Below are 21490 nucleotides of genomic sequence, written 5' to 3'. Positions count from 1 at the left end.
GTGTCCCGGGGGAGAGTGACCTGGGGCACCGCGTACACTTGAGTAACGCGACCACCTCGGTGGTCGACTTCGCGCGCCCTCCCACCTGTCACAGGTAGGGCGTCGGCCTCCCTGGTCCCCGCAGTGGGTCCCATCCTGGCCGACGACCGGGCGCCAGGCGGCGGCCGCCGGCCGCCGGTACAACCAGGGAGAGCACGGGCCTTCGTCCGTGCCGAGAGACAGGCAGACACATGGCTGTTGTCAGCATGCGCCAGCTGCTCGAAAGCGGCGTTCACTTCGGGCACCAGACCCGTCGTTGGAACCCGAAGATGAAGCGCTTCATCTTCACCGAGCGCAACGGCATCTACATCATCGACCTGCGCCAGACCCTCGACTACATCGAGAAGGCGTACAGCTTCGTCCGCAACACCGTCGCCGAGGGCGGCAGCGTGCTGTTCGTCGGCACCAAGAAGCAGGCCCAGGAGGCCGTGGCCGAGCAGGCCGCGCGCGTGGGCATGCCGTACGTGAACCACCGCTGGCTGGGTGGCATGCTCACCAACTTCCAGACGGTCTACAAGCGGCTGCAGCGGATGAAGGAGCTGGAGTCGATCGACCTGACCGGCACCGCCGCGGGGTACACCAAGAAGGAGACCCTGCAGCTGTCGCGGGAGAAGACCAAGCTCACCAAGACCCTCGGTGGTCTGCGCGACATGCAGAAGCTCCCGTCCGCGGTCTGGATCGTGGACACCAAGAAGGAGCACATCGCCGTCGACGAGGCCCGCAAGCTGGGCATCCCGGTGATCGCGATCCTGGACACCAACTGCGACCCGGACGAGGTCGACTTCCCGATCCCGGGCAACGACGACGCGATCCGCTCGGCCGAGCTGCTGACCAAGGTCATCGCGACCGCGGTGGCCGACGGTCTGATCGCCCGTTCGGGCAAGGCCTCCCGTGGCGGCGACGTGAAGCCGGAGCCCGGCACCGTCGCGGCCGACGAGCCGCTGGCCGAGTGGGAGCAGGAGCTGCTGACCGGCGACAAGCCGGCCGAGGCCGCCCCCGCCGCGACCGCCGCTGAGTGACCCGCTGTCACACGGTGCGGGCGTACCGCCCGCACCGTGTGGTACGACTTGCGAAGCTTTCTACCGAAGAGGGAACTGATGTCCACTATCTCCGCTGCCGACGTCAAGCGGCTCCGTGAGCTCACCGGCTCCGGCATGATGGACTGCAAGAAGGCGCTCGAGGAGGCCGAGGGCGACTTCGACAAGGCCGTCGAGATCCTGCGCGTCAAGGGCGCCAAGGATGTCGGCAAGCGTGCCGGCCGCTCGACCGCCAACGGCCTGGTCGCCCACTCGGGTGCCGCGCTGCTGGAGCTCAACTGCGAGACCGACTTCGTCGCCAAGAACGACGCCTTCGTCGCGCTGGCCGACCAGCTGGTCGCGCACGTGGCCGCGAACAACCCGGCCGACATGGACGCGCTGCTCGCCTCGAAGATCGACGGCACCACGGTCGCCGACCTGATCCAGGAGCAGTCGGCCAAGATCGGCGAGAAGCTGGTCATCGGTCGCTTCGCGGTGCTGAGCGGCGACATCGCCGTCTACCTGCACCGCAAGAGCGCCGACCTGCCCCCGCAGGTGGGCGTGGCCGTGGCGTACGCCGGCAAGAACGACGAGGCCGCTGAGGCCGACGCCCGCGCCGTCGCGATGCAGATCGCGGCCATGCGGCCGAAGTTCCTCACCCGCGAGCAGGTGCCCGCGGAGACGGTGGAGTCGGAGCGCCGCATCGCCGAGCAGACCGCTCGCGAGGAGGGCAAGCCGGAGGCCGCGCTGCCGAAGATCATCGAGGGCCGCGTGAACTCGTTCTTCAAGGACTTCGTCCTGGTCGAGCAGCCGTCGGTGACCGACCAGAAGAAGACCGTCAAGCAGGTGCTGGCCGAGGCCGGCATCGAGGTCACCCGCTTCGAGCGGTTCGAGGTCGGCCAGGCCTGATCTCGCCGCGGCGGGCCTCGTACCCGCCTGGGTGAAACGCACGAACACGGGGAGGTTGCTGGTGTCCGCCACGACCTCCCCGTGCCATATCGTCTGTCGGGAGAGGGCAGGCGAACCGCAGCAGAAGGGGCGCTGATGTCGGGTCACCAGTTCAACCGGGTGGTGCTGAAGCTTTCGGGTGAGGTCTTCGGCGGAGGCGAGGTCGGCGTCGATCCCGACGTCGTGGCCGGAATCGCCCGCCAGATCGCGGTGGTGGTCCGCCGTGGCATCCAGGTCGCCGTGGTGGTCGGCGGCGGCAACTTCTTCCGCGGCGCCGAGCTGCAGCGGCGCGGCATGGACCGGGCCCGCGCCGACTACATGGGCATGCTCGGCACGGTCATGAACTGCCTGGCCCTGCAGGACTTCCTGGAGAAGGAAGGCGTCGAGACCCGGGTCCAGACCGCCATCACCATGGCGCAGGTGGCCGAGCAGTACATCCCGCTGCGGGCGATCCGGCACCTGGAGAAGGGCCGCGTGGTCATCTTCGGTGCGGGCGCCGGCATGCCGTACTTCACCACCGACACGGTGTCGGCGCAGCGAGCGCTGGAGATCCGGGCCGACGTGGTGCTGCTGAGCAAGAACGGGGTGGACGGCGTGTACACCGCCGACCCGCGCACCAACCCCGACGCGGTCAAGCTCGACACCGTCACCTTCGCCGAGGTGCTGCGCCAGAACCTGCGGGTGGCCGACGCCGCCGCGTTCAGCCTGTGCCACGACAACGGGCTGCCGATGCTGGTCTTCGGCGCGGAGGGCGACGACACGATCGTGCGCGCGGTCGCCGGGGACAAGATCGGTACGCTGATCACGACGGACTAGGTTTGGCCGGTCCCGCCCGGGGCCGACCTTCCGCGAGCCCTCAGGGTGCGAGCGGTACCCTATGGCCGCGCGGCGACGTGCCCGGTAACGGTGGGTTGCGCCGCTCCATGAACGTTACGCCGCCGGCAGGCGGATGATCGAAGACAGAGCACCGAGACGAGACGGAGAAGCCCGTGATCGACGACACGCTCCTCGAGGCCGAGGAGAAGATGGACCGGGCGGTCGAGCACGCGAAGGAGGAGTTCGCGGCGATCCGGACCGGCCGGGCAAACGCGGCGATGTTCTCCAAGATTGTGATCGACTACTACGGCACGCCCACGCCGCTGCCGCAGATGGCTTCGATCGGCGTGCCGGAGCCCCGCATGGTGATCATCAAGCCGTACGACACCTCGCAGATCGGCGCCATGGAGCGGGCGATCCGCGACTCCGACCTGGGCGTCAACCCCGGCAACGAGGGCACCCAGCTGCGCATCATGGTCCCGCCGATGACCGAGGAGCGTCGTCGCGACATGACCAAGATCGCGCGTGCCAAGGGCGAGGACGCCAAGGTCGCGGTGCGCAACGTGCGCCGCAAGGCCAAGGAGGAGCTCGACCGCATCGTCAAGGACGGTGAGGCGGGCGAGGACGACGGGCGCCGCGCGGAGAAGGAGCTCGACGACCTGACCGGCAAGTACGTGGCGCACATCGACGAGCTCATCAAGCACAAGGAAGCCGAGCTGCTCGAAGTCTGATGAGCCACTCCTACGACCCGGACCCTCGCCGGTCCGACGCCACCCGGGCGCGGCGCCCCCACGATGCCGCGCCCGACGCGTATTCCGCGTCCTCCGACGGCTACGGCCCCAGCGACCGCGACTACGGCCGCGGCGACGGCGAGTACGGCCGCGGCGACCGCGACTACGGCCGCGACCACCGCTCTGCCGACCGCGGCTACGGTTCCCCGGATCGGAGCCGAGACTCAGCGGACCGCGATCGTGGCTCAGCGGACCGCGACTACGGTTCCAGCGACCGCGACTACGGTTCCAGCGACCGCGACTACGGTTCCAGCGACCGCGAGCGCGACTACGGCTCGGCCGACCGGGGCTACGGCTCCGGTGACCGCGACCACGCTTCCCCGGACCAGGGCTACTACTCGGCCGACCCCGACTACCGGTACACCGGGCGCGACTACGAACCGGCCGACCATGACGACATGTCCTCAGGCGGCGGCCGTCGCCACCGCCGGGAGGAGCCTGTCACGGAGCCCGCGTCGGCGCCCGCTGAGGAGCCCAAGCGCGACTACGGCCGGGCCGGGCGCAATGTCCCGGTCTCCATCGCCGTCGCTGTCGGCCTGCTCGTGGTCATCCTGGCTCCGCTGTTCTTCGCCAAGCCGCTGTTCCTGGCGATCCTGGTCGCCGCGGCGGGCCTGGGCGTATGGGAGATGACGCGGGCCCTGGCGACCTCCGGGGCCAAGCCGCCGCTGGTTCCGCTGATCGCGGGCGGCACCGCGATGATCTGCCTGGCCTGGTTCTCCGGCGTCGAGGCGCTGAGCATCGGTCTGCTGGTCACCGTGCTGGCCACCATGGTCTGGCGGATGGGCGACGGCCCGGCGGGCTACCAGCGCGACATCGGTGCCGCGGCGCTGATCATCGTGTACGTCCCGTTCCTGCTCGCCTTCGCCGCCCCGTTGACCACCCCGGCCGACGGCAAGTGGCGCATCCTGGCGACGCTGGCGGCGGTGGTGCTCTCCGACACCGGCGGGTTCGTGGCTGGTGTGCTGTTCGGCAAGCACCCGATGGCGCCCACGATCAGCCCGAAGAAGTCCTGGGAGGGCTTCGCGGGTTCGATCGTCGCCACCGCCGGGGGCAGCGCGGCCATCCTGTGGGCGTTGCTGGACCTGGCGCCCTGGTGGGGTGCGCTGTTCGGGGTGCTCGTCTCCATCGCGGCGGTGCTCGGCGACCTGGCCGAGTCTTTGCTGAAGCGGGACCTCGGCATCAAGGACATGAGCAACATCCTGCCCGGCCACGGCGGCATCATGGACCGGCTCGACTCGATCGTGTTCGCGGTGCCGACGGCGTATCTGTTGCTGTCCGTGCTCGTCCCGGCGTCCTGAGCCGGGACAGACGGAAGCCCGACAGAGGTGAGGTCGGCCACAACGAACGCCTGGTGAACGCCGTCAGCAGCGCGGTTGGCACCCTCGGGGGCTGTCGCCCGGGTACGGACGTGGGACACTGGATCGGTCATGACGAGCCTGCCCTTGATCTCAGTTACCGATGGTGACGGCGCGAACGCGCGCCGCGCGTCCATGCCGCCGCGCCACCTGGCCGACCTCGACCTGTCCGAACGTCGGACCGCCGTCGCCGAGCTGGGCGAGCAGCCGTTCCGCGCCGGCCAGCTGTCGACGCACTACTTCGGGCGGCTGGAGCGTGACCCCGCGCGGATGACCGACATCCCGGCCGCCGCGCGCGAGCGCCTGGCCGGCGACCTGATGCCCCGCCTGCTCACTCCGGTGCGCGAGCTGACCTGCGACGACGGCGACACCCGCAAGGCGCTGTGGCGACTGCACGACGGCTCCCTGGTGGAGAGCGTGCTGATGGGGTATGGCGACCGGGTGACCGTCTGCATCTCCAGTCAGGCCGGGTGCGGCATGGCCTGCCCGTTCTGCGCCACCGGTCAGGCGGGCCTGACCCGTAACCTGTCCACCGCCGAGATCGTGGACCAGGTCGTCTACCTGGCGGGCGTGGCCGCGTCGGGCGTGATGCACGGGACGCCCCGTCGGCTGAGCAACGTGGTCTTCATGGGCATGGGCGAGCCGCTGGCCAACTACAACCGCGTCATCGCGGCGGTGCGCCGGCTCACCAGCCCCGCCCCGGAGGGCCTGGGCCTGTCCCAGCGCCACGTCACGGTGTCGACCGTGGGCCTGGTTCCCGCGATGCGCAAGCTGGCGGATGAGGATCTCTCCGTTACCCTTGCGCTCTCGCTGCACGCGCCTGATGATGACCTTCGCGATGAACTGGTGCCGGTGAACCAGCGCTGGAAGGTGGCCGAGGTGCTCGACGCTGCCTGGGCCTACGCCGAGCGCACGGGTCGCCGGGTGAGCATCGAGTACGCCATGATCAGGGATGTGAACGATCAGCCGTGGCGGGCCGACCTGCTGGGTCGCCTGCTTTCGGGGCGGCTGGCACACGTCAATCTCATTCCGCTCAACCCCACACCGGGCAGCAAGTGGGACGCCAGTCCCAAGCCGGTGGAGCGGGAGTTCGTCCGGCGGTTGCGCGCCGCCGGAGTGCCGACTACGGTGCGTGACACCCGTGGTCGTGAGATCGACGGCGCATGTGGGCAGTTGGCTGCGAGCGAGGTTGAGGCATGAGCACGGAGCACGGTATGAGTGAGGTCCCGGCATGAGTTCTCATGGTCAGCGTTTCCGGCGCAGGGCGGTGCGCCGCGGTTACAAGGTCGACGAGGTCGACGTCTTCCTGGACCGGGTCGAGGCGACCCTGAACGGCGCCTCGATCGGTGCGGACGTGCGTTCGCACGAGGTGCGTGACGTCGTCTTCCGGGTCCGCTTCGGCGGTTACGACGAGTGGCAGGTCGACCTGCACCTCGATCGGGTCGAGCGGCAGCTCGCCGAGATCGAGGAGCGTGCGTCGGGTCCCGGCCGCGGTGCCGAGTTGCGCGCCGCGATGAGCCCGACCCCGCCGCCGGTGGCGACTCCGCAGGGCCCGCCCGGGCCCATGAACGCGCCGCCGCCGCTGCCGACCCGCACCCCCAGCGCCAACGTGCCCACGGGCGCGATGCCGCGCTACGACCAGCGCTTCGAGGAGCCGCAGCCGCAGCCGCAGTTCGCCGGGCCGCCGCCCGGTCCGCAGAACGGCGCCTTTGACGGCTTCAACGGCGGCCACGGCCGGGCCGACATGACCAGCGAGATCCGGATGGAGCGGCCGCAGCCGCCCCGGATGCCGGAGCCGCCCCGCAACGAGCCCCCGCGCGTCGACCCGTACGGGCCGAGTGCCGGGTTCAGCTCGCAGACCGGGCAGCAGCCCGTCTATGGCGGCGGCCTGCCGCAGCGCGGTGGTTATGACAACGAGGCGACCGGCACGTTCGGGGCCCCGCGCGGCGGCTACGACAACGACGCCACGGGCACGTTCAACGCGCCGCGTGGCGGGTTCGACAACGAGGCGACGGGCACGTTCGGTGCCCCGCGGGGCGGCTACGACAGCGACGCGACCGGCACGTTCGGGGCGGTGCCCCCGGCACCGGCGGTCTCGTCGTACGGTGGCGGCGGTTTCACCACGCCTCCGCCGCCGCCTCCGCCCGCCCCGGCGGGCCCGGCCTACACCGGTGAGCTGCAGCGCGTGGACCAGCTCCGGCGGACGTTCCAGCTGCGCCGCTTCGGCAGCGGTTACGACCCGCAGCAGGTGGACCGGCTGTTCGAGAGCCTGCTCGGCTCGCTGTCGGGCCGCATGAACGGTCCGGTCAACGAGGGCGAGCTGGACCCGTCGCGGTTGAGCCTGGTGCCCGGCGGCTACTACGAGGCCGAGGTCGAGCAGGCGCTGCGCGAGGTGCGCGAGATCGTCGTCGGCCGCCGCTGACGCGTCGAGACACGACGGCCCCGGTTCGCTGACCAAGGTCAGCGGCCGGGGCCGTTCTTCGTGTCAGCTCACTCGTCGCGCAGGCCGTTGCGGCGCAGCACCGCGTCGATGATCATGATGGCGGCCAGGATGCCGGCGACGAGAAGCAGCCAGATGTTCTCGACGTTGCCCCGGTGGTTACCGGCGAGCATCAGCAGCAGCATCACGATCACGACGACGCCCGCGATCCGGGCGGCCTTGACCGGCGTCTTCGCGTGCTGGTCGGGTGAGGTTACCGGCTCTTGTGCGGCCACGGTCTGCTTCCTTGTCTCTCGGTCCGCGTCCTCGCCGTGCGCGTGCCACGGCGGCGACAAGCACAGTCTGGCATGGCGGGGGTCCGGGCGGTCGCGTCGGGGCGGATGCGGCTCGGGTAGCGTCTAAGGCTGCACGACCAGCGGGTGAGAGGGGAACGAACAGTGCGGATCACCGGTACGGGCCACGCCAGCATGCGCATCGACACGGCGGCGGGCTCCATCCTGTGCGACCCGTGGGTGAACCCGGCGTACTTCGCCTCGTGGTTCCCGTTCCCGGACAACTCCCAGCTGGACTGGGACACCCTCGGCGACGTCGACTACCTCTATGTCTCGCACCTGCACCGCGACCACTTCGACGCCAAGCACCTCAGGCGCTTCGTGTCGAAGAAGGCGACCGTGCTGCTGCCGGAGTACCCGACCTCGCAGCTGGAGGACGAGCTGCGCGAGCTGGGCTTCACCAGGTTCTTCAAGACCGTCTCGGACGAGGTGCACGAGCTCGACGGCGGCCTGAAGATCATGATCCAGGCGCTGATCTCGCCGACCGACGGCCCGATCGGGGACTCGTCGCTGTGGGTGGAGCACGACGGCGTACGCGTGCTGAACCAGAACGACGCCCGCCCCACCGACCTGGTCCGCTTCACCGAGCTCGGCCACGTGCACGCGCACATGCTGCAGTTCTCCGGCGCGATCTGGTACCCGATGGTCTACGAGCTGCCCCAGGCCGCCAAGACCGCGTTCGGCAAGCAGAAGCGCGAGCGGCAGTACGACCGCACCTGGCGCTACATCGACGACCTCAAGGCCGACTTCGTCTTCCCGATCGCGGGCCCGCCCTGCTTCCTCGATGACGAGCTGTGGCAGTTCAATGACATCCACGGCGACGAGGGCAACATCTTCCCCGACCAGTGGGACTTCATCGCCGAGTACGCCAAGGTCGGCGGGGACAACGGCGTGGTGCTGCTGCCCGGCTCGGTCTCCGAGATCACCGTGGGTGAGTGCGACACCACCCACCCGGTGCCGGACCTGGGCGAGTTCTTCGCCGCCAAGGAGGAGCACCTCAAGGCGTACCGGGAGCGGCAGCGGGTGGTGATCGAGCAGGAGAAGGCGTCCTGGTCGCACCCGGAGATCGACGTGCTGGCCGGGATGCGGGCCCGCATCGAGCCGCTGCTGGAGGAGTCGGTGCGGCTGGCGCAGGGCGTGGGCGGGCCGGTGCGGTTCGACCTGACCGAGCCGGTCCAGGGCCAGGACGTGCCCGAGGTGGTCGAGTCCATCATGATTGACTTCCCGAACAAGGTGGTCCGACGGCCGGAGCTGGTGGACGGCGCGCCGGAGAAGGTGCGCTACCGGTTCCGCACCGAGCGGCGGCTGGTCGAGCATCTGCTGCACATCGACGAGGGCGACTGGGTCAACTCGCTGTTCCTGTCCTGCCGGTTCTCGGCCGCGCGGATCGGGCAGTACAACGAGTTCGTGTACGCGTTCTTCAAGTGCCTGTCCGAGGAGCGCCTGCAGTACGCCGAGGGCTGGTACGAGTCGCAGCGCCCCGACGCCGAGGACATCACCGTCGGCGACTGGTCCTTCCAGCGGCGATGCCCGCACCTCAAGGCCGACTTGACCCGCTTCGGCATCGTCGAGGGCAACCAGCTCACCTGCCAGCTGCACGGCTGGAAGTGGGACCTCAAGAGCGGCCGCTGCCTGACCAGTGTCGGCCACGAGATCCGCTCCGAGCCCGCTGGCCAGTCCGCCGCCCAGCAGACCGCGGTCTGACCCGGAGGCCGGACCTCCTGGCCCGGCTGGCTTCGGCCTGGGCTCTGGTTTGCGTGGCGTGTCGATGATCGGCGTCTGCGGTCAAGAACAGGCTCTGGGCCGCAGTTTTTGACCGTAGACGCCGATCTCCGTGCGGAGATCAGTGCTGTGGGTCAAAAACCGGTGTTCCGGGCAGGGGTCTGTGCAGGGGAATGACCGCGGGCGCGCGAGCCACTGTGAGGTCGCGTCCGCTCGCGGTGAGCCGGGGTTGCGACGGGCGGGACCGGCGCGTCGTCGCAGTTCAGGTGCCATATGCGCGCTTGACTGGCGGTCGAGGCGGGGCGCCCAACCTTTCCAGTGAAGCTGAGCGCATCGAAAAACTGAAGTCTTCTTATATTTACATTGGTTGTATACGTTCCTCCTCATATAGCAGGTCGGGTAGGGGAGGAACAGATGAGTCGTACCAGGATGCGCGTGCTGGCCGTCGTGCTGGCCGTCACCGGCGCCGTGGCCGTGCCCACCGCGGCCGTCGCCGCACCGCCCGAGGCGCCGCTGGTCCCCGTCAGCGGTGAGGCCGTACCGGGCAGTTACATCGTCGTTTTCAAAGATGGCGGCAAGGCTGACGCGGCCGCGCTGGCCGAACGTCACGGGGCGTCGGTGCGCCGCAGCTTCGCCGCCGGGCTCAGGGGCTTCTCGTTCAACGGCAGTGAGCGGGCGGCCCGCCGCATCGCCGCCGACCCGAGCGTGGCGTACGTGCAGCCCAATCTGATTCACCGGATCGAGGCCACCCAGTCGCCCGCCACCTGGGGCATCGACCGCATCGACCAGCGCAACCTGCCGCTGAGCAACTCCTACACCTACAACAACACCGCCTCGGCGGTACGCGCGTACATCATCGACACCGGCATCCGGTTCTCGCACGGCGAATTCGGCGGCCGCGCCGTCTCCGGCTTCGACGCGATCGACGGCGGCACCGCCGACGACGCCAACGGGCACGGCACCCACGTGGCCGGGACCGTCGGCGGCGCCACCTACGGCGTGGCCAAGGGCGTGACGCTGGTGGGGGTACGGGTGCTCGACGCCGAGGGCAGCGGCACCACCGAGCAGGTCGTCGCGGGCATCGACTGGGTCACCGCCGACCACGACCCGGGCGAGCCCGCCGTCGCGAACATGAGCCTCGGCGGCAGCGCCGACACCGTGCTGGACAACGCGGTCAAGGCGTCGATCGCCGACGGGGTCACGTACGCCATCGCGGCGGGCAACGGCATCCTGGGCATCTTCGCGGCCAACGCGTGCAACTACTCGCCCGCCCGGGTGCCCGAGGCGATCACCGTGTCGGCGACGCAGAGCAACGACGCCAAGCCGAGCTGGGCCAACCGGGGCACCTGCGTCGACATCTTCGCGCCGGGCGTGGACATCACCTCGTCGTGGTTCGGCGGCGACGCGGCCACGAACACGATCAGCGGGACGTCGATGGCGACCCCGCACGTCACCGGGGCGGCGGCGCTGTATCTGCAGAACAATCCGACGGCCACGCCCGCCCAGGTGCAGGCGGCGTTGATCGCGAACGCGACCACAGGCGTGGTCGGGTCACCGGGCAGCGGCTCCCCGAACCGCCTGCTGTACACCGCCAACTTCTGACCTGTCCTGAGCGCTCCGCGCCGCATCCCGTTCTAAATCGACGCTGGCCTATCTAGTGGACGAATCTTGGAAAACTGTCCTCTAGATAGGCCAGCGTCAATGCTAAGCGGGGCGGGGCGGGGCGGGGCTCGGCGCGCCCCGTCGGGTCAGAGCTTGATGCGGTCGTTCTTCGGGTCGTACAGGGGGCGCAGGCTCGCGATCGCGGGCCACTGGCGGTCGGCGATCTCCACCGTCCAGGTGCCCGCGTCGATCCACGCCTGGTCCAGCGGCTGCCCGGCCTCGATCATGGCCAGCCCGACCGCCCCGCCGAGCGTGTGCCCGTACGACGCGGCCCGGATGTAGCCGACCTCCACGCCGTCGCGCCGCACCACCTCGGCGTGGTACATCAGCGGCTCCGGGTCGGTGACCAGGATCTGCAGCAGGCGCCGGGTCAGCGGTCCCGCGGCCTTCTTCGCCAGCACCGCCTCACGCCCGATGAAGCCGCCCGGCTTGTCCAGCGCGACCGCGAACCCGAGCCCCGCCTCCAGCACCGAGTCGGTGTTGTCGATGTCGTGCCCGTAGTCGCGGTACCCCTTCTCCATCCGCAGGCTGGACAGCGCCTTGAGCCCGGCGTGCCGCAGCCCGAGCGGGGCGCCCGCGGCGACCAAGCGGTCGTAGACGTAGACCGCCTGCTCGGCGGGGATGTAGAGCTCGTAGCCGAGCTCGCCCAGGTAGGTGATGCGGATGCACAGGGCGCGGGCGAAGCCGAGGTCGATCTCGCGGGCGTGCCGGAACGGGAAGGACTCGTTGGACATGTCCGTCGTGGTGACGGCCGCGAGCAGCTCGCGCGAGCGCGGCCCCTGGATGTTGATCTGGGCGTACGCCCCGGTCACGTCGGTCGCGAACGCGTGCGCCCCGGTCGCGGCGAAGTGGCGGCGCATCCGCGTCTCGACGTGCCGGTGCGCGGTGTCGGAGGCGACCACCCAGAACTTCTCGTCGTCGAGCTTGGTGACGGTGAGGTCCGCCTCCAGCAGCCCGCCCTCGTTCAGCCACTGGGTGTAGGTGATCGTGCCCGGCTCGCCGTCGACCCGGTTGGCCGACAGCCGCTCCAGCGCCGCCCCGGCGTCACGCCCCTGCACCAGGAACTTCGCCATGAACGACATGTCCATCAGGATCACGTTCTCGCGGGCCGCGTGGTGCTCCTCGGCCCAGGTCCCGAACCAGTTCTGCCGCCCCCAGGACAGCTTCTCGATCTTCGGCTGCATGTCCGCCGTGGCGTACCAGTCGGGGCTCTCCCAGCCGCTGACGTCCTTGAAGTAGGCGCGCTGGTCGGCCAGCCGGGCGTGGATCGGCGACAGCTTCGCCCCGCGCGCGGTCTGCATGGCCCGGCCGGGGTAGTGCGGCTCGTAGACCAGGCCCAGCGACTCGACGGTGCGGGTGGCCCGGTATTCGGGGTTGCTCTGGTACGCGTGCAGCCGGTCGATGTTCATACCGGTGACGTCGATGTCGGGGCGGCCGTTGAGGATCCAGTGCGCCAGCGCCCGGCCGATGCCGCCGCCGGTGAGGATGCCGATCGAGTTCAGGCCCGCCGCGACGAAGTAGTTGCGCAGCTCGGGGGCCTCACCGAAGACGGGGGCGAGGTCGGGGGTGAAGCTCTCCGGGCCGCAGAAGAACTTGCGCACGCCTACTTCTGCCGAGATCGGGATGCGGGCCATGGCCTTCTCCAGGTACGGCGCCATCCGGTCCCAGTCCGGGGGCAGCTCGCCGAAGGAGAACGTGTCCGGGACGCCCTCGACCTTCCAGGGCGCGCACAGCGTCTCGAACAGGCCGATCATCAGCCCGGCGCCCTCCTCGCGGAAGTAGCCGTACGACGACGGATCCTCCAGCACGGGCAGGTCGCCGTGCATGCCCTCGATGGGCTCGGTGATCAGGTAGTAGTGCTCGGCGGCCTGCAGCGGAATGCTGACCCCGGCCTTCTCGCCGAGCTGGCGGGCCCACATGCCCGCGCAGTTGACCACGAACTCGGCCTCGATGTCCCCGTACGGCGTACGCACACCGGTGACCGCGCCGCCCTTGGTGGTGAACCCGGTGGCGCTGACCCCCTCGATGATCCGTACGCCCTGCAGGCGGGCGCCCTTGGCCAGCGACATGGTGACGTCGACCGGGTTGGCGCGTCCGTCCTCGGCGACATAGAACCCGGCCAGCACGTCGTCGGTGTTGGCCAGTGGGAACAGGCCCTTGACCTCGCCGGGCGAGATCTCCTGCACGTTCACGCCGCAGTGGCGGTTGAACGCCGACACGCGCCGGTACTCCTCCAGTCGGTCGGCGTCGGTGGCGACCTGCACGAACCCGACCTGCTTGAGCCCGGTGGCCAGGCCCGTCTCGGCCTCCAGTCGGCTGTACAGGTCGCGGGTGTACTTGCGCATCTCGGTCGAGGTCTCCGACGTCGAGCCGAAGGTGACCATGAGCCCGGCCGCGTGCCAGGTGGTGCCGGAGGTCAGCCGGTCGCGTTCGAGCAGCACGACGTCCTTGCAGCCCATGTGCGCCAGGTGGTACGCGACCGAGGTGCCGATGACCCCGCCGCCCACGACCACCACGCGGGCGCGGTCGGGCAGGTTCGGGGGCAGTGTGTTGCTCGTCATAGCGGGCGAGCCTACCTTCCTGAGCCGCCAGTCAGTCAACCGGCGTTCTTCGGCTCCCTGACCTGGGCGGAGAAGAAGGCGAGCTCCGCTTCGAACAGCGGTTCGGTAGCCACGCCGGTCCAGTTCAACTGGTCGAACAATTCGGCGGCGAGCACGCCGTAGAGACGGGTCCAGGAGGTCAGGAAGACCGCGGTGACCTCGACCGGCAGCTCGCCGTGGTTGGGCAGGGCCGATTTCAGCCGGGACAGGTCGACGTGGCCCATCGGCGGCAGGCGGCCGTCGCGCCACAGTTCCAGGATCGGCTCGATGAACAGCTGGCCGAAGCGCGCGCCCGCGTGCTCCAGGTCGACGCAGCGCTCGCGAAACTCCTCCACGCCCGGCAGCGGCGGGCCGAAGATCAGCGTCGCCTCGGGGCGGTGGTCCAGGGTCCAGCGGCGTAGCTCGCGGGCCATGGTGAGCAGGCGCGGCACCGCGTCGGCGTCCGGGCCGAGAGCGTCCCGGGCGGCCTCGCAGGCCAGGCGCAGCTCCTCGTAGAGGTCGGTGCACAGGTCGATGACCAGGGCGTCCAGGGCGGGGAAGTACCGGTAGAGCGCGGCTGCGGTCATACCCATGTCGCGGGCGATGGCCCGCAGTGAGATGCCGGTCGGACCGCCCGCCACCAGCTGCGCCCGCGCGAGGTCCTTGATCTCGACGACGGTGCGCTCGCGCAGCCGCTCGCGCCGGTGTGAGGTGTCCGACATAGTGCTCCCTTGACGTCAGTGAACGTCGTCCGCGAAAGTAAACACCGTTCACTCAACTGAGTGGCGTAAACAGCATAGCGAATCCTCCGGGGAGGAACTGATGTTCGCGTGGTGGGGGCGTGCCGTGGTACGGCTGCGCTGGTGGGTGCTGATCGCCGCGGCCGCGGTCGTGATCGTCGGCGGGACCTGGGGTGGGGCCGTCTTCGGCGACCTGACCAGCGGCGGCTTCAACGATCCGGGCAGCCCGTCCAGCAAGGCGCAGGAGCAGATCACCGCCGCGCTCGGACGGCAGAACATCGACGTCCTCGCGCTGTACAGCTCCGCCACGCGCACCGTCGACGACCCGGCCTTCCAGCAGGCCGTCGGCGCGATCGCCACCGGTCTGTCCGGCCGGACCGAGGTCACCAGCGTCGTCACCGGCTACGCGCAGGGCGCCCCGCCGGTGTTCTTCTCCTCCGACCGACACGCCACGTACGTCGCGATCCAGTTGCGTGACGGCGACGAGAACCACAAGCTCGACGACCTGGCCTCCATCGAAAGCGCGCTGCGAGCCGGGGGCGGGTTGAAGACCGAGGTCGGCGGACTCATCCCGTTCCTCAGCGACGCCAACGAGCAGGTCAGCGAGGACATCACGATGGCCGAGCTGATCAGCATGCCGATCCTGCTGGTCCTGCTGGTGTTCATCTTCCGGGGCCTGGTCGCCGCCGCGACGCCGCTGTTCGTCGGCATCCTCGCGGTGCTGGGGGCGTTCACCGCGGTCCGGCTGATCGCCCAGGTCACCGAGGTGTCCGTGTTCGCCGTCAACATCATCACGATGCTGGGGCTGGGCATGGCGATCGACTACGCGCTGTTCGTGGTCAACCGGTACCGGGAGGAGCTGGCGGCCGGGCGTACCCCGGCCGAGGCGGTGGCCGCGACGCTGACCACCGCCGGGCGTACCGTCGCGGTCTCCGGCATCACCGTCGCGCTCGCGCTGGCCAGCCTGCTGATCTTCCCGATGGCGTTCCTCAAGTCCATGGCCTGGGGCGGTATGGCCGCGGTCCTGGTGGCGATGCTCGCCGCGCTCACCGCGCTGCCCGCCCTGCTCGCCGTGCTCGGCCCGAAGATCAACGCGCTGCGGGTGCCACTGCCGCGCCTGTTCCGTCCCCGCCCCCAGGCCGAAGGCGGTTGGGCGCGGATCGCCCGCAGCGTCATGGGCCGCCCCGTCCTGTACGCGCTCGGCGTCGCCGCGATCCTGTTGCTCACCGCCACCCCGTTCCTGCGCGCCCAGTTTGGCGGGTTCGACGAGCGGGTGCTGCCCGAGGGCACCGAGTCGCGCACCGTCACCGCCCGGCTGGCCGACGAGTTCCCCGGCGGCAGCGCCGCGCCGATCAGCGTGCTGGTCACCGGCCCCGGCGCCGACGGTCTCGCGGCCACGATCAAGACGCTGCCGGACGTCACCGACGCCCGGATCACCGCCCAGCGCGGCGACAGCACCCTGATCTCGGTCGCCTACCCGGGCGAGGCCGCGTCACCGCGCGCCCGCGACGTCGTGCAGGCCATCCGCGACCTGCCCGCCCCCGCCGGGGCCACCATCATGGTCGGCGGGCGGCCCGCGGCCGACCTCGACCAGCTGGACACCATCGGGCAGCGGCTGCCGTGGATGCTCGGCATGGTCGCGCTCAGCACGTTCCTGCTGCTGTTCCTGGCCTTCGGGTCGGTGGTGCTGCCGCTGAAGGCGATCGTGATGAACGTGATCTCGATCGGGGCGTCGTTCGGCGTGGTCGTCTGGATCTTCCAGGACGGGCACCTGTCCGACTGGCTCGGCTTCACCGTGACCGGGTTCCTGGAGCCGGGCAACATGGTGCTGATGCTCGCGGTGCTGTTCGGGCTGGCCACCGACTACGAGGTGTTCCTGCTGTCGCGGGTGCGCGAGGAGTGGGACGCCACCGGGGACAACACCCAGGCGGTGGCGTCGGGGCTGCAGCGTACCGGCGGGATCATCACCGCGGCGGCGCTGCTGCTGATGGTGGTGCTGGGCGGGTTCGCCACCGGGGGTACGACCACGATCAAGGTGCTCGGGGTGGGCATGGTGGTGGCTGTGGCCATCGACGCGGCGCTGGTGCGGGCGGTGCTGGTGCCCGCGACGATGCGGCTGCTCGGGCGCTGGAACTGGTGGGCGCCGGGACGGCTCGGCGTGGTCTACCGCCGCTACGGCCTCAAGGAGGCGTGACCGCTGAGGGCCTGGGCGTGATCATCTGCCCAGGCCCTCCCGCCGCTCCCGCTCACCTCAGCCGAAGCCGAACCAGGTGGTATGCCAAACCACATGCCGAACTCGTTCGGCGGCTGGACGGCCACATGGTGGCGTACTCGCGCAGTTCCTCGATCGAGGCCAGTCGGCGGGCGCGACGCAGGCCCAGCTCCCGCGAGCGTTGCGCGAGGGCCGCTACCGCCTCGACTCCGCCCAGCGCAGCGACCCCGAGTTCGACCCATGCCACGATCTGCCGCCTTGAGACCTCGGGCGACCGCAGGGCCGCGCGGATCTGATGTCGACCGCGATCGCACACCTGGCCGGTCGGCGACGCCCGGATGCGGCACGATGACCGGCATGGTCGTGATCTGTGAGACGGAGCGCCTGATCGTTCGCGAGTGGGCCGACACGCCCGCCGACGTAGACCGGACCTTTGACATCTACCGGCGTGACGAGGTGACCCGCTGGCTGGGCATGGCCACCCCGCTGGCCGACCGCGAGCAGGCGGCAGCCGCGATCACCCGGCGCGTCGAGGGGTACGCGGCACAGCCTGGCTACGGCCTCTGGGCGGTGCAGGTGCGGGAGACCGGTGTGGTCGCCGGGTCGGTCGCGCTCAAGCCGCTGCCCGAGCCCGATGACGGTGTTCCCGGTTTCGGGGAGGTGGAGATCGCCTGGCACTTCCACCCCGACTCGTGGGGTCGCGGCTACGCCGCCGAGGCGGCGCGGGCGCTGCTCGGGTACGCGTTCACGCGGCTGGCCCTACCCGAGGTCCACGCCATCGCCAAGCCCGACAACGCCCCGTCGCTGGCCGTGATGCGCCGCCTCGGCATGACCCACCTCGGCCAGACCTCCCGCTGGTACTCCATGCCCGCCGAGCACTACCTCGCCCGCCCCTGACCCCGCATCCGCCCTCGGGGCGCCCAGCGAGGTTGCAGTTTCGGCGAAAGTGCAGGAATCCGGGCCAAGATTCCGGCGCTTTCCCCGAAACTGCATCACGACGCCGTGGGGCCCGACGGCTGCTGGACGAGTAGCCCCCTTCGGGCGGCGGGCGGGCGGCCTCGGCGAGAATGGGCTGATGAACCCCCGCGAGATAGTGCTGCTCGGCTCGACCGGGTCGATCGGCACGCAGGCGATCGACATCGTGCGCCGCAACCCGGACCGGTTCCGCGTGGTCGCGCTGGGCGCTGGTGGCGGCAACGTGGAGCTGCTCGCCGCGCAGGCGCTGGAGCTGGGCGTCGAGGCGGTCGGCGTGGCGAAGGCGACCGCGGCGCAGGACCTGCAGCTGGCGTTCTACGCCGAGGCCCAGCGGCGCGGCTGGTCGTCCGGTGACTTCAAGCTGCCGAAGATCCTGGCCGGGCCGCAGGCGATGACCGAACTCGCCCAGTGGCCCGCCGACCTGGTGCTCAACGGCGTGGTCGGCTCGCTCGGCCTGGCGCCGACGCTGGCCGCGCTGAAGGCGGGCCGACTGCTCGCCCTGGCGAACAAGGAGTCGCTGGTCGCGGGCGGTCCGCTGGTGCGGGCGGCGGCCGCGCCGGGGCAGATCATCCCGGTGGACAGCGAGCACTCGGCGCTGGCGCAGTGCCTGCGCGGCGGTTCGCGGGCCGAGGTGCGACGCCTGATCCTGACCGCGTCGGGCGGCGCGTTCCGGGGGCGGCGGCGCGAGGAGCTGGCCGAGGTCACCGTCGAGGAGGCGCTCAAGCACCCGACCTGGGACATGGGCCCGGTGGTCACGATCAACTCGGCGACGCTGGTGAACAAGGGCCTCGAGGTGATCGAGGCGCACGAGTTGTTCGGGATCTCGTACGACGACATCGAGGTGATGGTGCACCCGCAGTCGGTGCTGCACTCCCTGGTCGAGTTCACCGACGGGTCGACGCTGGCGCAGGCCAGCCCGCCGGACATGCGGCTGCCGATCGCGCTGGGGCTGGGCTGGCCGGACCGGGTGCCGTACGCGGCCGCGCCGGTCGACTGGACGCTGGCCCACAACTGGGAGCTGCGCCCGCTGGACACCGAGGCGTTCCCGGCGGTGGAACTGGCCAAGGCGGCGGGCCGGGCCGGGCGGTGCCGTCCGGCGATCTACAACGCGGCGAACGAGGAGTGTGTGGCGGCTTTCACAGCCGGGCGACTGCCGTTCCTGGCCATCGTCGACACCGTGGCGGAGATCCTCTCCGGTGCGCCGGACTTCGACGAACCGGGTACGGTCGATGATGTGCTCGCCGCCGAGCACTGGGCGCGTACCCGGGCTCATGAACTGATCAAGGAGAAAGGTGCCTGATGACGTACATCGTCGGGTTGATCCTCTTCGCGCTGGCGATCCTGATCTCGGTCAGTCTCCACGAAGCCGGGCACATGAGCACCGCAAAGGCCTTCGGCATGAAGGTCACCCGCTACTTCGTCGGCTTCGGACCCACTCTCTGGTCGTTCAAGCGCGGTGAGACCGAGTACGGCGTCAAGGGCATCCCCCTCGGCGGCTTCGTGAAGATCACGGGCATGACTCCGCAGGACGAGGACGCCGACGACGAGCGCGCCATGTGGCGATACCCGGTGTGGAAGCGGACGATCGTGATGTCGGCCGGTTCCGTGGTGCACTTCATGCTCGCCGCGGTCGCCCTGTTCATGGTGGCGATCTTCTCGGGCCTGCCCAATCCGGCGCTGCCGCGCGGCCAGGAGGTCACGGCGCAGCCCGCCGTGCTCGACGTGCAGCCTTGTGTCGTGACCGCGCTGCCGCTGCGCGACTGCGCCGCCGGCGACCCGCAGAGCCCCGCCACCGCGGCCGGGCTGCGCAACGGCGACCGCATCACCGCGGTCAACGGGACCGCGGTGAGCACGTGGGGGCAGGCGGTCGACCAGATCCGGCCGCTGGAGGCGGGCAAGGCCGCGACCCTGACCGTGGTACGTGACGGCACCGCGCAGCAGGTGACGGTGACTCCGGCCGCGGTCGAGCGGACGATGACCGACGGCAGCACCAAGAAGGTGTCGGCGATCGGCGTGGGCCTGACCCCGACGATCCCGTACACGGTGCGCTACTCCGCGGGTGAGGCGGTCGGGGCCTCGGCCGACTTCGCCGGGGTGCTGGCCAAGGGCACCTTCGAGGCGATGAAGCAGTTCCCGCAGCGGATTCCGAACCTGTTCTCGGCCATCGCGGGCGAGGAGCGCGACCCGAACACCCCGATCAGCGTGGTCGGCGCGAGCCGCCTGGGCGGCGAGGCGGTCGAGAACGGCCTGTGGAACGTCTTCTGGATGCTGTTCATCACGCTGAACCTGTTCGTGGGCGTGTTCAACCTGCTGCCGCTGCTTCCCCTTGACGGGGGACATATCGCGATCGCCTGGTTCGAAAGAATCAGGTCATGGGTCTACGCTCGGTTGCGCAAGCCCGACCCGGGCCGGGTCGACTACTTCAAGCTCATGCCGCTGACCTACACGGTCATCCTGATCTTCGGTGCGTTCACGCTACTGACCGTCACCGCGGATATCGTCAACCCCATCACGATCAAGTGAGAGAACTGTGACTGCGATCAACCTGGGTATGCCGGCCGCTCCTCCCGCGCCCATCGCGCCCCGACGCCAGACCCGGCAGATCATGGTCGGCTCGGTGCCGGTGGGTGGTGGCGCTCCGATCAGCGTCCAGTCGATGACGACCACGCTGACCTCGGACGTGAACGCCACGCTGCAGCAGATCGCGGAGCTGACCGCGTCCGGCTGCCAGATCGTGCGGGTCGCGGTGCCGTCCCAGGACGACGTCGAGGCGCTCCCGGCGATCGCGAAGAAGTCGCCGATCCCGGTCATCGCCGACATCCACTTCCAGCCGAAGTACGTGTTCGCGGCGATCGACGCGGGCTGCGCGGCGGTCCGGGTCAACCCGGGCAACATCCGCCAGTTCGACGACAAGGTCAAGGAGATCGCGGCGGCCGCCTCGGCGGCCGGGGTGCCGATCCGCATCGGTGTCAACGCCGGTTCGCTGGACAAGCGCCTGCTGGAGAAGTACGGCAAGGCGACCCCCGAGGCGCTGGTCGAGTCGGCGCTGTGGGAGTGCTCGCTGTTCGAGGAGCACGGCTTCCGTGACATCAAGATCAGTGTCAAGCACAACGACCCGATCGTCATGATCAAGGCGTACCGGCTGCTGGCGCAGAAGTGCGACTACCCGCTGCACCTGGGTGTGACCGAGGCCGGCCCGGCGTTCCAGGGCACGGTCAAGTCGGCGGTGGCGTTCGGCTCGCTGCTGGCCGACGGGATCGGTGACACCATCCGGGTCTCGCTGTCGGCCCCGCCGGTCGAGGAGATCAAGGTCGGCACGGCGATCCTGGAGTCGCTGGGTCTCAAGGAGCGTGGCCTGGAGATCGTCTCCTGCCCGTCCTGCGGCCGCGCCCAGGTCGACGTGTACACGCTGGCCGAGCAGGTCACCGCGGCGCTGGAGGGCTTCCCGGCCCCGCTGCGGGTGGCTGTCATGGGCTGTGTCGTCAACGGCCCCGGCGAGGCGCGCGAGGCCGACCTGGGCGTGGCTTCGGGCAACGGCAAGGGGCAGATCTTCGTCAAGGGTCAGGTCATCAAGACCGTGCCGGAGTCGATGATCGTGGAGACCCTGGTCGAGGAGGCGATGAAGATCGCCGAGGAGCTGGGCATCGACCCGCTGGGCGAGCCCGCGAGCCCGCTGGTGACCGTGCACTGACAGGTTCCGACTCACACGGCTGAGGCCGCTGGATCCGTTGTCCGGATCCAGCGGCCTCAGCCGTTGCGGGGTGCCACTCCGCGATCGGCTTCACGCCCCGCGCTTTGCATCGACGCTGGCCTATCCGAAGCACGAATCGTAGAAAATGGTCCACTGGATAGGCCAGTGTCGA

Annotated in this window: 17 protein-coding genes; 14 read left to right on the top strand and 3 right to left on the bottom strand. The window is 70.0% G+C overall.

The annotated features are described in order from the left end of the window. The first annotated feature begins 230 nt into the window (after positions 1-230). From rpsB to KUA19_RS00580, 7 genes are all read left to right on the top strand, one after another. The gene (rpsB, locus tag KUA19_RS00610) at positions 231-1058 is read left to right on the top strand and encodes a 30S ribosomal protein S2 (protein ID WP_217393746.1); all 828 of its coding nucleotides are present in this window, start codon (positions 231-233) and stop codon (positions 1056-1058) included. Between the two features lie 78 nt (positions 1059-1136). Continuing rightward, positions 1137-1964, top strand: a complete 828-nt coding sequence (gene tsf, locus KUA19_RS00605) for a translation elongation factor Ts (RefSeq protein WP_217393744.1) — start codon at positions 1137-1139, stop codon at positions 1962-1964. Between the two features lie 135 nt (positions 1965-2099). Beyond that, positions 2100-2819 (top strand): UMP kinase, encoded by a 720-nt coding sequence (pyrH, locus tag KUA19_RS00600; protein ID WP_217393742.1) that lies wholly within the window; start codon positions 2100-2102, stop codon positions 2817-2819. 173 nt (positions 2820-2992) lie between these two features. After that, a complete protein-coding gene (gene frr / locus KUA19_RS00595) occupies positions 2993-3550 on the top strand; it encodes a ribosome recycling factor (protein WP_217393740.1) in 558 nt (185 codons plus the stop codon). Continuing rightward, positions 3550-4908: a phosphatidate cytidylyltransferase gene (locus KUA19_RS00590; protein ID WP_254548381.1), complete on the top strand. Its 1359-nt coding sequence runs from the start codon at positions 3550-3552 to the stop codon at positions 4906-4908. The genes frr and KUA19_RS00590 overlap by 1 nt, the downstream gene beginning before the upstream one ends. A gap of 129 nt (positions 4909-5037) precedes the next feature. Next, on the top strand, positions 5038-6165 hold the full coding sequence (rlmN, locus tag KUA19_RS00585) for a dual-specificity RNA methyltransferase RlmN (RefSeq protein ID WP_217393739.1): 1128 nt from the start codon (positions 5038-5040) through the stop codon (positions 6163-6165). A gap of 31 nt (positions 6166-6196) precedes the next feature. After that, positions 6197-7387, top strand: a complete 1191-nt coding sequence (locus KUA19_RS00580; RefSeq protein WP_217393737.1) for a DivIVA domain-containing protein — start codon at positions 6197-6199, stop codon at positions 7385-7387. A 68-nt stretch (positions 7388-7455) separates the two neighbouring features. On the opposite strand, the gene KUA19_RS00575 is transcribed toward KUA19_RS00580, so the two are convergent. After that, complete coding sequence (locus KUA19_RS00575; RefSeq protein ID WP_217393735.1) at positions 7456-7680, bottom strand: DUF2631 domain-containing protein; 225 nt, start codon at positions 7678-7680, stop codon at positions 7456-7458. 162 nt (positions 7681-7842) lie between these two features. Between KUA19_RS00575 and KUA19_RS00570 the strand changes: the two genes are divergently transcribed. Further along, positions 7843-9441, top strand: coding sequence for a Rieske 2Fe-2S domain-containing protein (locus KUA19_RS00570; protein ID WP_217393733.1), 1599 nt, complete (start codon positions 7843-7845; stop codon positions 9439-9441). Positions 9442-9873: 432 nt separating this feature from the next. Further along, positions 9874-11061, top strand: coding sequence for a S8 family peptidase (locus tag KUA19_RS00565; RefSeq protein ID WP_254548379.1), 1188 nt, complete (start codon positions 9874-9876; stop codon positions 11059-11061). Between the two features lie 146 nt (positions 11062-11207). Here the strand turns inward: KUA19_RS00565 and KUA19_RS00560 are convergent, their stop codons facing one another. Beyond that, entirely contained in the window at positions 11208-13682 is a 2475-nt protein-coding gene (locus tag KUA19_RS00560) for a GcvT family protein (RefSeq protein ID WP_217393731.1), read from the bottom strand. Between the two features lie 35 nt (positions 13683-13717). Then, positions 13718-14422, bottom strand: a complete 705-nt coding sequence (locus tag KUA19_RS00555; RefSeq protein ID WP_217393729.1) for a TetR/AcrR family transcriptional regulator — start codon at positions 14420-14422, stop codon at positions 13718-13720. A 100-nt stretch (positions 14423-14522) separates the two neighbouring features. Here KUA19_RS00555 and KUA19_RS00550 point away from each other — a divergent pair, with 100 nt between their 5' ends. The 5 genes from KUA19_RS00550 to ispG all read left to right on the top strand — a co-directional run bounded on the left by KUA19_RS00550 (position 14523) and on the right by ispG (position 21318). Then, on the top strand, positions 14523-16634 hold the full coding sequence (locus KUA19_RS00550; RefSeq protein ID WP_217393727.1) for an MMPL family transporter: 2112 nt from the start codon (positions 14523-14525) through the stop codon (positions 16632-16634). Positions 16635-17009: 375 nt separating this feature from the next. Next, positions 17010-17549 carry a GNAT family N-acetyltransferase gene (locus KUA19_RS00545; protein WP_217393725.1) on the top strand — a complete coding sequence of 180 codons (540 nt, stop codon included), beginning with the start codon at positions 17010-17012 and terminating at the stop codon, positions 17547-17549. A 196-nt stretch (positions 17550-17745) separates the two neighbouring features. After that, positions 17746-18927: a 1-deoxy-D-xylulose-5-phosphate reductoisomerase gene (dxr, locus tag KUA19_RS00540; protein WP_217394633.1), complete on the top strand. Its 1182-nt coding sequence runs from the start codon at positions 17746-17748 to the stop codon at positions 18925-18927. Next, positions 18927-20150 carry a M50 family metallopeptidase gene (locus KUA19_RS00535; protein WP_217393723.1) on the top strand — a complete coding sequence of 408 codons (1224 nt, stop codon included), beginning with the start codon at positions 18927-18929 and terminating at the stop codon, positions 20148-20150. The genes dxr and KUA19_RS00535 overlap by 1 nt, the downstream gene beginning before the upstream one ends. Before the next feature lie 7 nt (positions 20151-20157). After that, on the top strand, positions 20158-21318 hold the full coding sequence (ispG, locus tag KUA19_RS00530) for a flavodoxin-dependent (E)-4-hydroxy-3-methylbut-2-enyl-diphosphate synthase (protein ID WP_217393721.1): 1161 nt from the start codon (positions 20158-20160) through the stop codon (positions 21316-21318). Positions 21319-21490: the final 172 nt, after the last annotated feature.

This window comes from Catellatospora tritici (genome assembly GCF_019083965.1).
GTDB classification, from domain to species: domain Bacteria; phylum Actinomycetota; class Actinomycetes; order Mycobacteriales; family Micromonosporaceae; genus Catellatospora; species Catellatospora tritici.
The sequence above is the reverse complement of the archived record's forward strand: the minus strand, read 5'-3'. Positions and strand labels throughout refer to the sequence as shown.

What these genes read in the sequence shown, in the direction of transcription:
- rpsB (WP_217393746.1), top strand. Translation starts at nt 231, where the DNA reads ATGGCTGTTGTCAGCATGCGCCAGCTGCTCGAAAGCGGCGTTCACTTC.
- tsf (WP_217393744.1), top strand. Translation starts at nt 1,137, where the DNA reads ATGTCCACTATCTCCGCTGCCGACGTCAAGCGGCTCCGTGAGCTCACC.
- pyrH (WP_217393742.1), top strand. Translation starts at nt 2,100, where the DNA reads ATGTCGGGTCACCAGTTCAACCGGGTGGTGCTGAAGCTTTCGGGTGAG.
- KUA19_RS00590 (WP_254548381.1), top strand. Translation starts at nt 3,550, where the DNA reads ATGAGCCACTCCTACGACCCGGACCCTCGCCGGTCCGACGCCACCCGG.
- rlmN (WP_217393739.1), top strand. Translation starts at nt 5,038, where the DNA reads ATGACGAGCCTGCCCTTGATCTCAGTTACCGATGGTGACGGCGCGAAC.
- KUA19_RS00580 (WP_217393737.1), top strand. Translation starts at nt 6,197, where the DNA reads ATGAGTTCTCATGGTCAGCGTTTCCGGCGCAGGGCGGTGCGCCGCGGT.
- KUA19_RS00565 (WP_254548379.1), top strand. Translation starts at nt 9,874, where the DNA reads ATGAGTCGTACCAGGATGCGCGTGCTGGCCGTCGTGCTGGCCGTCACC.
- KUA19_RS00560 (WP_217393731.1), bottom strand. Translation starts at nt 13,682, where the DNA reads ATGACGAGCAACACACTGCCCCCGAACCTGCCCGACCGCGCCCGCGTG.
- KUA19_RS00555 (WP_217393729.1), bottom strand. Translation starts at nt 14,422, where the DNA reads ATGTCGGACACCTCACACCGGCGCGAGCGGCTGCGCGAGCGCACCGTC.
- KUA19_RS00550 (WP_217393727.1), top strand. Translation starts at nt 14,523, where the DNA reads ATGTTCGCGTGGTGGGGGCGTGCCGTGGTACGGCTGCGCTGGTGGGTG.
- KUA19_RS00545 (WP_217393725.1), top strand. Translation starts at nt 17,010, where the DNA reads ATGGTCGTGATCTGTGAGACGGAGCGCCTGATCGTTCGCGAGTGGGCC.
- KUA19_RS00535 (WP_217393723.1), top strand. Translation starts at nt 18,927, where the DNA reads ATGACGTACATCGTCGGGTTGATCCTCTTCGCGCTGGCGATCCTGATC.